Below are 12,800 nucleotides of genomic sequence, written 5' to 3' on the forward strand. Positions count from 1 at the left end.
GCGGCCTCGCTGACCCTCGCGTGACTACCAACAAAGAGAACAAGACCATGAATGCACCCTTCGCCCCGCAACGGCAGACCCAGGACTACCAGAAGTCGGACGCCGCCCACCACATCCATGCGTTTCTGGATCAGAAGGCGCTGAACGCCGAAGGGCCGCGGGTGATCGTCCGTGGCGAGGGCCTGTATCTGTGGGACAGCGACGGCAATCGTTACCTGGACGGCATGTCCGGCCTGTGGTGCACCCAGCTCGGCTATGGCCGCAAGGACCTGACCGCCGCCGCCGCCGCGCAGATGGATCAGCTGCCGTACTACAACCTGTTCTTCCATACCACTCACCCGGCGGTGATCGAGCTGTCGGAACTGCTGTTCAGCTTGCTGCCGGGCCACTACAGCCACGTCATCTACACCAACTCCGGCTCCGAATCCAACGAGGTGCTGATCCGCACCGTGCGCCGCTACTGGCAGGTGGTGGGCAAGCCGCAGAAGAAGATCATGATCGGCCGCTGGAACGGCTACCACGGCTCGACCCTGGCGGCCACGGCGCTGGGCGGGATGAAATTCATGCACGAGATGGGCGGCCTGGTGCCGGACGTGGCGCACATCGACGAGCCGTACTGGTACGCCCAGGGCGGCGACCTGACCCCGGCCGAATTCGGTCGTCGCTGCGCCCTGCAACTGGAAGAGAAGATCCTCGAACTGGGTGCCGAGAACGTCGCCGGTTTCATCGCAGAACCCTTCCAGGGCGCCGGCGGCATGATCTTCCCGCCGGAAAGCTACTGGCCGGAAATCCAGCGCATCTGCCGCCAGTACGACGTGCTGCTGTGCGCCGACGAAGTGATCGGCGGCTTTGGCCGTACCGGTGAGTGGTTCGCCCACGAGTACTTCGGCTTCGAGCCGGACACCCTGTCCATCGCCAAGGGCCTGACCTCCGGCTACGTGCCCATGGGCGGGCTGGTGCTGGGCAAGCGCATCGCCGATGCGCTGGTGGAGCAGGGCGGAGTGTTTGCTCACGGCCTGACCTATTCCGGTCACCCGGTGGCCGCCGCCGTGGCCCTGGCCAACCTCAAGGCGCTGCGCGATGAGGGCATCGTACGCCAGGTGAAGGAAGACACCGGCCCGTACCTGCAGCAAATCCTGCGCGAGGTGTTTGCCGACCACCCGATGATCGGCGAGATCCAGGGCGCCGGCCTGGTGGCGGCGTTGCAGTTCGCCGAGGACAAGGCCACCCGCAAGCGCTTCGCCAACGAGAACGACCTGGCCTGGCAGTGCCGCACTTTCGGTTTCGAGGAAGGGGTGATCATCCGTTCCACCCTGGGCCGCATGATCATGGCCCCGGCGCTGGTGGCGACCCGTGCCGAACTGGACGAGCTGGTCGAGAAGACCCGCATCGCCGTCGACCGCACCGCGCGCATCGCCGGCAAGCGCTGAGTTGAACGGCGCGCCATCCCGTCCGGGGTGGCCGCCTTGCTTGCCTTCCACAACAAGCGTCATCAACGGCAGCGAAGCCCTTCGCCTGCCGCGGCATCCTGCATCCCGATTCCAGGAGTCTGCAATGAATACAACAACAAATGTGGCCGATACTCCGTCTCACCCTTCCACCCCGCAGACCGGCCGTTTGCGCGAGTCGCTGGGCTTTACCGCGCTGGTGCTGTTCGGCCTGGCGTACATGGTGCCGCTGGCGGTGTTCACCACCTACGGGCTGGTCACCCAGATGACCGAGGGGCACTTGCCCACCGCGTACCTGCTGACCCTCGCCGCCATGCTCTTCACCGCCTACAGCTACGGGCGCATGGTCCAGGCCCACCCGTATTCGGGTTCGGTCTACACCTACACCCGCAAGGCGTTCGGCCCGTGCTTCGGCTTCATGGCCGGCTGGACCCTGCTGCTGGACTACATCTTCCTGCCGATGCTCAGCTACCTGCTGATCGGCATCTATATGTCCGAGTACTTCCCGGCCATCCATCCCTGGGTCTGGGTGCTGGGCTCCATCGCCCTGGTCACCTTCCTCAACCTGATCGGCATCGAGTCCATCACCCGGGTCAACTGCGTACTGGTGGTGGCGCAACTGGTGTTCATCGCGGTGTTCGTCGGCCTGTCGGTGCAGAGCCTGACGAACCAGGCCGAGCCGGTGTCGCTGCTGGCGCCGTTCCACCACGAAGGCTTCAACTTCCCGATGATCATGACCGGCGCGGCGGTGCTGTGCGTGTCTTTCGTCGGCTTTGACGCGGTCTCGACCATGGCCGAGGAAACCGCCAACCCGAAATTCCGCATTCCGCTCGCCATCATGCTGGTGACCCTGCTGGGGGGCGTGCTGTTCGTCATCGTGTCCTGGTGCGCGCAGATGGTCTATCCGGAGTGGAGCACGTTCAAGGACCCTGATTCGGCGTCGGTGGAAGTGATGCGCCGGGTCGGTGGCGACCTGCTCGGTTCGGCCTTTACCGCCACCTACGTGGCCGGCTGCTTTGCCTCGGCGATGGTGTCCCAGGCCAGCGTGTCGCGGGTATTGTTCGCCATGGGCCGGGACGGGGCGCTGCCACGGATGTTCGGGCGTCTGGCGACGAAAAAGCGCGTGCCGGCCAGCGCCATCCTGCTGGTCAGCCTGTTGTCGCTGGTGGCGCTGTTCATCACCCTCGACACCGTCGCCAACATGATCAGCTTCGGCGCGCTGTTCGCCTTCTCGGCGGTCAACCTGGCGGTGGTCAAGCATTACCTGCTCGACCAGAAACGCCGTGGCGCGGCCAATATCCTGTTGTTCGGCGCGCTGCCGGTGACCGGTTTCCTGATCACCCTGTGGCTGTGGAGCAGCCTGTCGAGTCTGTCGTTCACCATCGGCCTGAGCTGGATGGCGCTGGGTCTGGTCTGCCTGCTGGTGGCGACCCGGGCGTTCCGGGTCAAGCTGCCGGAATTGCAGATGGCGGAGTGAGCGGTACTGGCGTGTTGACATGCCCCCGGCCATTCCGTACAAACCCGGGAACTGCTCGCCAGGGACGGGACGATGGAAGTGTGGGTTGCGGATGGCACGGAACGGATCGGCCTGTGCCAACAGGCTGAGTTCGATCTCCAGCGCCAGGACAGCAGCGTGCTGGCCTGGCAGCACCGTCTCGACCTGAATGACCCCTGGCGCGCCGAGGCCTTCGTGCAGCGCCACCTGCGCGGTCCGGGCGAACTGTACGAGCTGCGCAGCCTGCTGGCCCGGCAGACCCTGATGATCCACCGACTGAGTGACGAGCAGGTGCTGCGTCAGGTCGCCAACGAGCTGTGCTTCGGCCACCTGCGGGCCGATCTCTACGCCTGGCGGTCACACCCGACGATCCGCGATAACGCCGCCGGCGATTCGCCAGTGGTGGTTCCTGCGCCGGTGTCGGCAGTCTCCACCACGCCACCGGCAGTCCCTGTCGATCCTGTGCCGGTCACCTCCGCCGAGGCGCCCGTGGCTGTGCAGGCAAGTGTCGCCGCACAACCGACGGCGGAGGTGGCGGCGGCCCAGGACACGCTGGCGGCGATGCTGGAGCAGGCGGCGCAGGATGTTGCGCCGTTCTGCGAGGTGTGCGAACTGGCCCGCAGATCCCGGGCCGCTGCTCCGGCCGAGTCGCCGGCGCCTGCCGTCGCCGCCGTTCAGGATGCCCAGGCCGCGGTGCTGGAGCAGGCCGCCGTGAGCGGTACCCCCTTCTGTGAAGCCTGCGAGCGCATGCGATGAATGAACCGATGCCCCCCGATCCCTCGGTCCTGCCGCGCCTGTGCAGCGAGCTGTGGCCCGACACGGGCGACGCCGACCATGAGGTCTACTGGTTGCTGGATGGTGCCCGCGATCCGGTGATCCTGCCCCTGCTCCAGCGCAGCGGGCTGCCGACCGACTGCCTCTACAGCGGCCCGCTCACGCCCCGCCTGAAGGCTGCCGCGCCGTGGCTGGTCAGGCTTGCCGCCGGTTCGCCGGCCAGCCAGGCCTTGCTTGAGGCCGGCTGGGGCAAGGCCTGGGGCATCTTGCTGGTGGTGCCGGCGGCGTTGTCGATGGATCAGGTGCGCCGGCACTGCAAGAAATTCCTGCGGATACGCACGGAAGATCACCGTGTGCTGCTGTTCCGGTTCTACGATCCGCGTGTGCTTTCGGTGTTTCTCCCCGGCTGCGATCAGGCGCAATACCGGGCGTTGCTCGGCCCCATGAACCGGCTGCTGGTGGAGCAGCAGGGTGGTGAGGCCTGGCGGGTGTTCGGGCAGGGGGAGCCCTGATGCTGGTGATCACGGACAAGCAGTTGCAACAGTTGGCCGAGGCGGGGGACGCAGCGTTCCTGAGCGAGGCGGCGGCATTGCTGACCAGACACTGGCCGCGGCGCGTCGAACGGATGGGACCGGCGGCACTGGAGGCGCGCTTGCGTCTGGTCTATCAGCGGGCGCTGGACCTCGGCATTCGCGAGCGGTCGGACCTGTTGCGACTGGCCAACATGGGCATGGCGCTGGATGACGATCTGGCGGCGGACTCGCCCCTCATCTGGGTGCAGGAAGCACTGCAGAACCCGCGCTTGCGGCCGTCGGACCGGCTTGATGTGCTGGACCGGCAGGTGCGGGAGTGGCTGCTGGACGAGAGGGCGCGAGGATGACGTTCGCACCGATGTTTTTCGCTGTCGTGCCCCCGGTGATCCTGGCGCCCGACGACGATGCCGTCGAATCCTACGCTGCCATGGATGAGGTGGCGGTTGCGCTGGCGTCGTCCACCGAACTGGGCGATCCGATCCTGCCTTGTCAGCAGCCTTGTATCGAAGTGACGGTGATGGACGAGGACAATCTGCCGCTTGCCGATATGCCATATCGATTGATGCTGGAAGGGTCGTTGCTCGCCGAAGGCACGCTGGATGGCATGGGTTTTGTCGCCATCGAGAAGCAGGAACTGCCAGCAGGAGACTGGCGCATCGAGATCGTTCTGCAACGCAACGAGTCGTCCCAGGTCGTCGAGCGCGCCGACATTCTCCTGACTGCCAGCCCGACTGCCCTGCAAGAAACCGATGAAGACCAGAGGCAGATCGAAGACGAGCGTTGGCCGGCGTACATAGAGCCGCCGTACGCCTGGCGGTGAGTCAGAAGTCGAGCGTCACCGTCACGGGCAGGTGGTCGCTGATACCGCCTTTTTTGATGATGCGAATCTTCCAGAACACCGTGCCGCTGCGAAATATATTCGCCTTGACCGGAGTGCCTTTAATGGCAATCAGGGGCGCGACCAGGTCGATCAGGCTGGCAGCGCTTGCGGCAGTATGGCCTTTGACCAGGATATTGTCGTAGGCGTGCTCGCGGTAGTTGTCCCAGACAGCCGCTGACGACTTGAGGCTGGAGCGTTTACGGTCGGAGACCAGTGTCAGGCCCAGGTTGTTCAGGGTGGTTCGGTCGTCGTCGTGGCCATCCAGTTCGCAGCTCGGTACGGGGGGGGACGACACGGCGCAGAGGTTGAGGTCTCCCAGATACACTACTTTCGCGTTACCGGTGACGCTGGCATGTGTGCCCACCGCTGCCACGCCCAGGTTGGCCTTTTCGTTTTCATCGGGACCGTAGCTGGGGCTCGGGGCATGCTGTGCGATAAGTTGGAAATCGATATTGGCTGCCACGTCGTGGAACGTGACATGAAAAGGGCAACTCTCCCGGACACCTTTGATTTCCCAGTTGGGAATGATGGTCTTCGTTGAGTTCGTCAACACTCTCCCCGACTGGAATGTGACGACCGGTGTCCGGTGAAACACCAGGACGGTTTCGCCTTTGCCGGCGCCCTTGTTCTTGCTGTAGATAAAGCGTGCCGGCACCAGGTCCCAGTCGGCGCCGCCGTTTGTCCGGGCTTTGAGCATGGCGAGAATCTGCGTGCCGCCGGTGGGACCACCACCGATGGCGAGATCTCCGACTTTTCCCTTCTTGGTCGTCGGTTCGATGATCACGAAAATATCGCATGCCGCTGCCCCGGTGGCGGGATGGACCACATCCAGTACCCGATTGGTGCTGTCAGTCCTGCTCAGGACCCCGGACTTGCCTGCCGCAAAATTGAAGATGTTCCAACTGATGATGCGGATCGCCATCAGCTTTGCTCCGCAGGAATGGGATTGATTGAAGGGTTCTGGACGATCAGGTCGAAGTTCTGGTCGTTGCCGGCGTGCAACGCCCAGCGGCCGGTGTCCAGTTCCAGGCGCAGCGAGAACTGAGTCACGGCGGGTGCCGGGTCGTATGGCAGGTTGATCTGAAGTCTGCGGATCAGTGCCGGAATCTGAGCATCCTCGAGCGGGCGCAGGTTGATGATGAAGCTGTCTTCGCCGGGCTCCTTGTAGCCTTCGCAGGGTATTTCGTGCACGGTTGCGTGCAGGTGCGACTCATGGAGGACATTGCCCGCACCCTCGCTGAACGGCTGACCCACGGCGATTCTGAACAGTGATCTTCCGAAACTGAATTGCCCATTCGCCTCGGTGAGCAACGGGGTGCCGCGGAAGGTCACAATGGCATCCGTCATGCCGAGGTCGGTCAAGGCAATGCCGAACTGCAGATGCAGGAGCCGGGCATCGTTCAGGGCGTTATACAGAGGGGCGGTCCGCTCGCCGCTGCGCCATGCATCGCCTCCCAGCCAGCCATCCAGGCAGGATAGCTGTCCCAGCGGTGGATAGTCGTACTCGCACTCCAGGAAAAAATCATCTTCCTCGCCAGCGAGCGCGGCGTTGGCATCCGAATCGGCGTCGTTGACTTCGGACGGTTCGAATCCGTCCTGCAGGTGGAGATTCCAGCGCAAGACCCAGTCGTCCCGACCGAGATCGGTGTAATAGAAACGTCCATCAGGGCCTGAGCCGACCAGGCAGCAGGTGCTGTGCGTGTCTTCTTCATCCGTGTAGGTAGTGAGCAGCAACTCGCAGCCTGACAGCCGGACTTGAGCGAACTCCAGATCGAACGGGGTCGAGCGCCATCTACAACCATCGGCGCGTTCGCAAATCAATGCCAATGGCATCTGGTTGCGCACTGCTCCCTGGAGGTTGGGGCCGAACTGGAAGGCCTGGTAGTAATGATTGCCTATCAGAATGGGCGGTGTGGTCTCGGTGCCTTCCATGGCAATGGCGGATTCGACGTACATCGGTACCGAGTCGAAGCGCAGGCTGGCCATGCCGCTGTCCAGCGTGCGCAGTTTCTGTTGCGGGCCCAGCGGGTAGAGCGCGGGATGGTCGGAGATGTCGTGAACGTCGACGATACAGGTCGCCTGAGGCTTCCAGTCGGTACCGCTCTGCTCGAACCAGACAGCTGACTGAAAGGGCGATTGGTCCTCGAGCACGCCATCGATGAACAGTGTGTTATCAGATGTGGAGGCCAACTCTTCGGTGTAGGTTGCCGAGCCTTGCAATCCATACGACTTCACTTTGGCGAGAACACGTCTGAGGACTTTGAGCTTGTGCAGGTGCAGCTTTTCTTCGCGAGCCTTGTCAGGGAGGCGCACGCTCAGACGCGCACTGTTCCACTTGTGTTTCAGCTTTCGCTTTCTGACGTCGCGCAGGGTACCGGTGTATTTGCTCTCCTTGCTGTTCACCCAGTGAACATCGCTGCTCTTGACTCTCCAGAGCCTGGGGTTTCGCCAGATCCAGGACGACTCCTCAAGATTGGCCAGATAGCGCCGGTTACCTGTTTTACGCACGTCCCAGGTACGCTCATACCATTCATCGACAATGACTATGAGTTCCTTCCCCATTACGCGCCTGCCACTGTATCGGTCTGCCAATGGATTGCGTGGCGTTGCTCCAGCATCTCGTAGCTCCTTGACGGGATGATTGCCACTTGCTCGACCGGTGGAAGCGGCATCCTGCCATCATTCACACTTCCGGGGTCCGAGGGAAGAGGCCGGCTCAGCGAAACAGCAGCGACTGATGCACTGCACCGCCCGTGCGTGCGCCATCACCCACTGCGATGGCGACGTTACCGGCGCCGATCGCCGCGTCGCCGCAGGCGAATACCCCAGGCACGCTGGTTTCGCGCAGGGCGTCGACCTGAATGAACGCCCCTGTGGGGCCTTGCTCGAAGGCGCAGCCCAGGTGTTCCGCCAGCGGCGAGGCCATGCGCGTGTGCGGCTGGGTGAACAGGCCTGCCAGTTCGATCCGCCGGCCGCTTCGCAGGACCACCTCTGCGTGGCCTTCCAGTGCTGCCACGGGTTCCTGTTCGAGGACCACGCCGCGCTGCTCCAGCTTCGCCCGTTGTTCGGCGTCTGGCTCGAATGCGTCATTGAGAAACAGTGTGGTCGGGCCCCAGTCCGGCAGCATCAGGGCGTGATGCAGGGCCAACGGGCTTGCCGCCAGTACGCCGATCGGCCCGCCGTTCAACTCGTAGCCATGGCAATAGGGGCAGTGGAACACGGCCTTGCCCCAGCGCTCGCGCAAGCCGGGCAGTGGGGGAAGCTCGTCGATGACGCCGGTCGCCAGCAGCAGACGGGCGCCGCCAAAGCGCTGGCCATCGTCAGTGCCTACCACGAAGCCGCCTGACTCACCCGTGGCCTCGACCGCCTGGCCAGTGACCCATTCCACCGTTGGATAGGCCAGCAATTGCAGGCGTGCGTCCCGGGCAATATCGCCCGGAGCACGGCCGTCCTGACCGAGAAAGCCGTGGGAGTGCGTGGCAAAGCGGTTGCGGCGCTGGCCGCCATCGATCACCAGCACCTTGCGCCGCGCCCTGGCCAGTTGCAGGCCGGCGGAGAGGCCGGCATAGCTGCCGCCCACGATGATTGCGTCGTACATCATGCCCATTGCTCCGTCAGAGGAAATCTCGACACACCGTAAGTTACGTGAAAGTCGACTGTCAACAGTCTCGTAACTAATGATGTGTCGTTATATGCTGGCCGTCCCTCTGACCGGAAAACCATCGATGAGAACCGATACCCGCCTGTCGCGCATGCTGCATGTGCTGATCCACATGGGCCGACACGAGCAGCCCGCCACCTCCGACACCATCGCGCAGATGCTCGGCACCAATCCGGTGGTGGTGCGGCGAACCATGGCGTTGCTCAAGGAACAGGGCTACGTGAGTTCGGAAAAGGGCCATCGCGGTGGTTGGACGCTGGCCAGGCCACTGGCGCAGATCACCTTGCTGGATATCCATGAAGCGCTGGGGTCGTCGTCGATCTTCGCCATCGGCCTGTCCACCGATCACCCCGAGTGCCTGGTGGAGCAGGCGGTGAATGCGGCGCTGACCGAGGCGTTCGACGCGGCCCAGGCATTGCTGGTCGAACGCTTGGGGAGTGTGACGCTGGAGCAGTTGGCAGAAGATTTCGAGGCGCGCTATCGACTGACCGGTGCTTAGGCTTCCCAGTCAATGCGGTGTTCTTCCAGATACACATCCACCGCCGCGCCTACCGTCGGCTGGAAGATTTCGCTGCCGATCCGCGTCAGCACTTCCAGGCGCTGCAGCTTGTCTTTCACCGGGTCTTTCATTTCCGCGAAGCGCAGCTCGATGCCGGCGGCGCGCAGTTGCTGTTCCAGCTCGATGAGCATGTCCGCCGAGGTCACATCGACGCTGGTCACCGGCTCGGCGGCGATGACGATGCGCCGCACCCGCTCCGGTGACTGGTCAATGGCCTCCAGCACGCAGTGCTGGAACTGCTCGGCGTTGGCGAAGAACAGGGGCGCGTCCCAGCGGAACAGCACCAGCCCTGGTACGCGGCGAGCATGGGGGTAGCGGCTGACATCGTGGTAGCCGCGGATGCCCTCCACCCGCCCGAGAACCGCGTAGTGCGGGCGCCAGCCGTCCCAGAGGAATTCGATCACCGCGATCACCACCGCCAGGCCGATTCCCGGTACTGCGCCGAACACCACCACGCCGATGAAGCACACCATCGACAGCCAGAACTCCCATTGCTGGATACGGTAGATCCGCCGCAGGTCGCTGAATTCGAACAGGCCGATGGCGGCGGCGATCACCACTGCCGCCAGGGCGCTTTCCGGCAGGTGGCGCAGCAGGTCAGGCGCGACCAGCAGCAACAGCCCGACGCCGAGGGCGCCGAACACCCCGGTCAACTGGCTGCGGGCGCCCGCCGCCTCGGCCACTGGCGTGCGCGAGGAACTGCTGCTGATGGGAATGCCCTGGAACAGGCCGGTGGCGAGGTTGGCCACGCCCAGGCCGATCATTTCCTGGTTGGGGTCCACCACGGTGCGGGTGCGGGCCGCGTAGGTGCGTGACAGCACGCTGGTGTCGGCGAACGACACCAGCGCCACAGCGAAGCCGCCGATCAGCACGGCCTTGATGTCATCCAGCCCGATCAGCGGCAAGGCGAAGCCCGGCAGGCCCTGGGGCAGGGAGCCGACCACTGTTACGCCGTGGTGTGCCTCCAGCGAGAACCACCAGGCCGCCAGGGTGGCGAGGACCACGGCGATCAGAATTCCCGGCACCCGGTCGAAGCGCTTGAGCAGCAGGATGATCGCCAGGCTGCCCGCGCCGATGGCCAGGGCCGGAGCGTTGAAGCTGCCGTTGGCCAGTGCGCTGAACAGGCCGAAGGTGTCCGACAGCGGACCGTTGCTGTCCAGCGACACACCGAACAGCTTGGGCGTCTGGCTGATCAGCACGGTGAGTGCGATGCCGTTCATGTAGCCGTAGCGGATCGGCTTGGACAGCAGTTCGGTGATGAAGCCGAGCCGGAACAGCCCGGCTGCCGTGCACACCAGCCCGGAGACCAGAGCCATGGCGCTGGCCAGGGTAATGGCGCGCATCGGGTCGCCGCCCGACAGCGGCAGTACCACGGCGAGGATGATCGCCACCAGCGCCGAGTCCGGGCCGATCACCAGGAAGCGGCTGGGGCCGAACAGCGCGTAGGCCAGCAGCGGCACGATGGTGGCGTACAGGCCATAGATGCCCGGTACGCCGGAGGCTTGGGCATAGGCGATGCCTACCGGCACCAGCATGGCGGTCAGCACCAGCCCGGCGAGCAGGTCGCGGGGCAGCCATTTCAGCGGGTAGTTGCGCAACAGTTGCAGGCCGGGCAGCCAGCGTTGCCAGCCGGTGACAGCGTTCGAGGCGCGGGAGAGCGGGCGGGGGCGTGGCTGATCCATGGTGGGGCGGCTTCTTGTTTGGGGCGAGGGGTTGCGCAACCTTAGTTCAAGGTAGAGGGGGCGGGGGGGATTCAGGTCAAAAGAGGGGTGGGGCTGGGATGGGCATGTCGTTGGGTTTTCAGCGCCCTTGAGATCGAGCGCCGCCCGCGCGGCGCATCGCGGATAAATCCCACACATTTGTTGCAACGTACCTATGTCTGTAAGGCCATGGTTGATCGCCTTGTTTGTACGACGCGATATCGAGTCGAGCCAAACAGCCTCCCCGCAATGGATCGCCGAGCACCCAAGGCTGGCAACTCAAATCTCACAGGCCATGGCGCGTTGCAACAAATGTGGATTTATCCGCGATGCGCCGCGCGGGCGGCGCTCGATCTCGAGAGCGCAGAAAACCTCCCGGCTAGCACCTTGCAGCACACAAGTCCAAAAAAAAGGCCGCCGGGGAATCCCCGGCGGCCTTCTTCGTTACTATGTCCCGTCCTGAATAAGGTTTACACCTCCCATCCCGAATTTCCGGAGAGTCAGATGGAGCAAGGTGTAAAGCGCACACAGCGGGATTACTCACTGTCTTTTAAATTGGCGGTGGTTGATCAGATTGAAAAAGGCGAGCTGACCTACAAGCAGGCCCAGGTGCGGTATGGCATCCAGGGTCGGTCAACGGTTCTGGTATGGTTGCGTAAGCACGGTCGCCAGGATTGGAGCCAGGGGGCCTCGATCCGAGACGAGAGGAGCTGCGCGATGTCTGACCCCAAAACGCTCACTCCCGAGCAGCGGATCAAAGAGCTTGAGCAACAGCTTGAGCTGATGAGCCAGAAGGCCCAGTTCTTTGAGACGGTCGTTGATGTTCTGAAAAATGACTATGGTGTCTCGGTCGTAAAAAAGCGATCCGGCAAGTCCTCTCGCAAGGTCAAGTCTCAGGACTGAGCATTGCCAGGGCTTGTCAGTTTCTAGGCATCAGTCGACAGGCTTACTACAAGCGCAACCGAGCGGCTGATGGCAAAGAGCATCAGGCAGACCGGGTGGTTGAGTTTGTTCAGCAAGTCCGGATGCGCCAGCCTCGTTTGGGTACACGCAAGCTGCACTATCTGCTGCATTGCCAACCTGACAAACGATTCCAAGTCGGCCGAGATAGGCTGTTCCAGGTCTTGGGAGAGCGCCGTTTGCTGGTGCTGCCCAAGCGGGCCTACCACAAGACAACACAGAGCTTTCATCGCTTCTACCGCCATCCCAATTTACTCAAGCCCGGTCCAAGCCAAGTCGTTCCGACAAGGCCGGAGCACGTCTGGGTTGCCGACATTACTTACCTGCCCGCACGTAACGGCCCGCTGTACCTGAGCCTGGTAACGGATGCGTACTCCAGGAAAATTGTTGGCCACCACGTTCATGAAAGCCTGCATGCCGAGTCAGTGGCGCAAGCCTTCAAGCAGGCATTACGAACGCGACGTCGTCGCCAGCCATTAGTCCACCATTCGGATCGAGGCATCCAATATTGCTCAGCGCTGTACCAGTCACTGCACCAACGGCACGATGTTCAGTGCTCCATGACTGATGGGTATGACTGCTACCAGAACGCGCTGGCCGAGCGAATCAACGGAATCCTCAAAATGGAGCTGCTGTTGAGCAGCCCTGAAGATCTTGAGCAGGCGAGACAGATGGTTGACGAGGCAGTGCAGATCTACAACACAGAACGGCCCCATATGGCCCTGAAAAACAAAACGCCCGATGCAGTGCATCGGGCGTTTTGAGGCCTATCGGCCTACCTGAACAGGTG

Annotated in this window: 12 protein-coding genes; 8 read left to right on the plus strand and 4 right to left on the minus strand. The window is 63.3% G+C overall.

What is annotated here, in order from left to right:
- The first annotated feature begins 47 nt into the window (after window positions 1-47).
- The 6 genes from AC05QJ_RS13630 (at window position 48) to AC05QJ_RS13655 (ending at window position 5,070) form a co-directional block, all read left to right on the plus strand.
- The gene (locus tag AC05QJ_RS13630) at window positions 48-1,430 is read left to right on the plus strand and encodes an aspartate aminotransferase family protein (RefSeq protein ID WP_476747350.1); all 1,383 of its coding nucleotides are present in this window, start codon (window positions 48-50) and stop codon (window positions 1,428-1,430) included.
- A 124-nt stretch (window positions 1,431-1,554) separates the two neighbouring features.
- Complete coding sequence (locus AC05QJ_RS13635; protein WP_476747351.1) at window positions 1,555-2,925, plus strand: APC family permease; 1,371 nt, start codon at window positions 1,555-1,557, stop codon at window positions 2,923-2,925.
- Between the two features lie 72 nt (window positions 2,926-2,997).
- Window positions 2,998-3,699 (plus strand): hypothetical protein, encoded by a 702-nt coding sequence (locus tag AC05QJ_RS13640; protein WP_476747352.1) that lies wholly within the window; start codon window positions 2,998-3,000, stop codon window positions 3,697-3,699.
- 8 nt (window positions 3,700-3,707) lie between these two features.
- Entirely contained in the window at window positions 3,708-4,229 is a 522-nt protein-coding gene (locus AC05QJ_RS13645; RefSeq protein WP_476747353.1) for a DUF4123 domain-containing protein, read from the plus strand.
- Window positions 4,230-4,234: 5 nt separating this feature from the next.
- A complete protein-coding gene (locus AC05QJ_RS13650) occupies window positions 4,235-4,597 on the plus strand; it encodes a hypothetical protein (RefSeq protein WP_476747354.1) in 363 nt (120 codons plus the stop codon).
- Window positions 4,594-5,070, plus strand: a complete 477-nt coding sequence (locus tag AC05QJ_RS13655) for a hypothetical protein (RefSeq protein WP_476747355.1) — start codon at window positions 4,594-4,596, stop codon at window positions 5,068-5,070. Before AC05QJ_RS13650 ends, AC05QJ_RS13655 begins: the two co-directional genes overlap by 4 nt.
- Before the next feature lies 1 nt (window position 5,071).
- On the opposite strand, the gene AC05QJ_RS13660 is transcribed toward AC05QJ_RS13655, so the two are convergent.
- The 3 genes from AC05QJ_RS13660 to AC05QJ_RS13670 all read right to left on the minus strand — a co-directional run bounded on the left by AC05QJ_RS13660 (window position 5,072) and on the right by AC05QJ_RS13670 (window position 8,731).
- On the minus strand, window positions 5,072-6,052 hold the full coding sequence (locus AC05QJ_RS13660) for an endonuclease/exonuclease/phosphatase family protein (RefSeq protein WP_476747356.1): 981 nt from the start codon (window positions 6,050-6,052) through the stop codon (window positions 5,072-5,074).
- Entirely contained in the window at window positions 6,052-7,692 is a 1,641-nt protein-coding gene (locus tag AC05QJ_RS13665; protein ID WP_476747357.1) for a hypothetical protein, read from the minus strand. The genes AC05QJ_RS13660 and AC05QJ_RS13665 overlap by 1 nt, the downstream gene beginning before the upstream one ends.
- A 154-nt stretch (window positions 7,693-7,846) precedes the next feature.
- Window positions 7,847-8,731, minus strand: coding sequence for an NAD(P)/FAD-dependent oxidoreductase (locus AC05QJ_RS13670; RefSeq protein WP_476747358.1), 885 nt, complete (start codon window positions 8,729-8,731; stop codon window positions 7,847-7,849).
- Window positions 8,732-8,855: 124 nt separating this feature from the next.
- Between AC05QJ_RS13670 and AC05QJ_RS13675 the strand changes: the two genes are divergently transcribed.
- Window positions 8,856-9,290, plus strand: a complete 435-nt coding sequence (locus AC05QJ_RS13675) for an Rrf2 family transcriptional regulator (protein ID WP_476747359.1) — start codon at window positions 8,856-8,858, stop codon at window positions 9,288-9,290.
- Here the strand turns inward: AC05QJ_RS13675 and AC05QJ_RS13680 are convergent.
- Window positions 9,287-11,032, minus strand: coding sequence for a SulP family inorganic anion transporter (locus AC05QJ_RS13680; protein WP_476747360.1), 1,746 nt, complete (start codon window positions 11,030-11,032; stop codon window positions 9,287-9,289). The genes AC05QJ_RS13675 and AC05QJ_RS13680 overlap by 4 nt on opposite strands.
- A gap of 522 nt (window positions 11,033-11,554) precedes the next feature.
- Between AC05QJ_RS13680 and AC05QJ_RS13685 the strand changes: the two genes are divergently transcribed.
- A protein-coding gene (locus AC05QJ_RS13685) for an IS3 family transposase (protein ID WP_476745068.1) occupies window positions 11,555-12,774 on the plus strand; the annotation gives its coding sequence in 2 pieces (ribosomal slippage) (window positions 11,555-11,903 and window positions 11,903-12,774; 1,221 coding nt in all).
- The last annotated feature ends 26 nt before the right edge of the window (window positions 12,775-12,800 follow it).

Source organism: Pseudomonas sp. TUM25319 (assembly GCF_056388475.1).

Coding starts and splice junctions, on each gene's coding strand:
- AC05QJ_RS13630 (WP_476747350.1), top strand. CDS start 48: ATGAATGCACCCTTCGCCCCGCAACGGCAGACCCAGGACTACCAGAAG.
- AC05QJ_RS13635 (WP_476747351.1), top strand. CDS start 1,555: ATGAATACAACAACAAATGTGGCCGATACTCCGTCTCACCCTTCCACC.
- AC05QJ_RS13640 (WP_476747352.1), top strand. CDS start 2,998: ATGGAAGTGTGGGTTGCGGATGGCACGGAACGGATCGGCCTGTGCCAA.
- AC05QJ_RS13645 (WP_476747353.1), top strand. CDS start 3,708: ATGCCCCCCGATCCCTCGGTCCTGCCGCGCCTGTGCAGCGAGCTGTGG.
- AC05QJ_RS13655 (WP_476747355.1), top strand. CDS start 4,594: ATGACGTTCGCACCGATGTTTTTCGCTGTCGTGCCCCCGGTGATCCTG.
- AC05QJ_RS13660 (WP_476747356.1), bottom strand. CDS start 6,052: ATGGCGATCCGCATCATCAGTTGGAACATCTTCAATTTTGCGGCAGGC.
- AC05QJ_RS13665 (WP_476747357.1), bottom strand. CDS start 7,692: ATGGGGAAGGAACTCATAGTCATTGTCGATGAATGGTATGAGCGTACC.
- AC05QJ_RS13670 (WP_476747358.1), bottom strand. CDS start 8,731: ATGATGTACGACGCAATCATCGTGGGCGGCAGCTATGCCGGCCTCTCC.
- AC05QJ_RS13675 (WP_476747359.1), top strand. CDS start 8,856: ATGAGAACCGATACCCGCCTGTCGCGCATGCTGCATGTGCTGATCCAC.
- AC05QJ_RS13680 (WP_476747360.1), bottom strand. CDS start 11,032: ATGGATCAGCCACGCCCCCGCCCGCTCTCCCGCGCCTCGAACGCTGTC.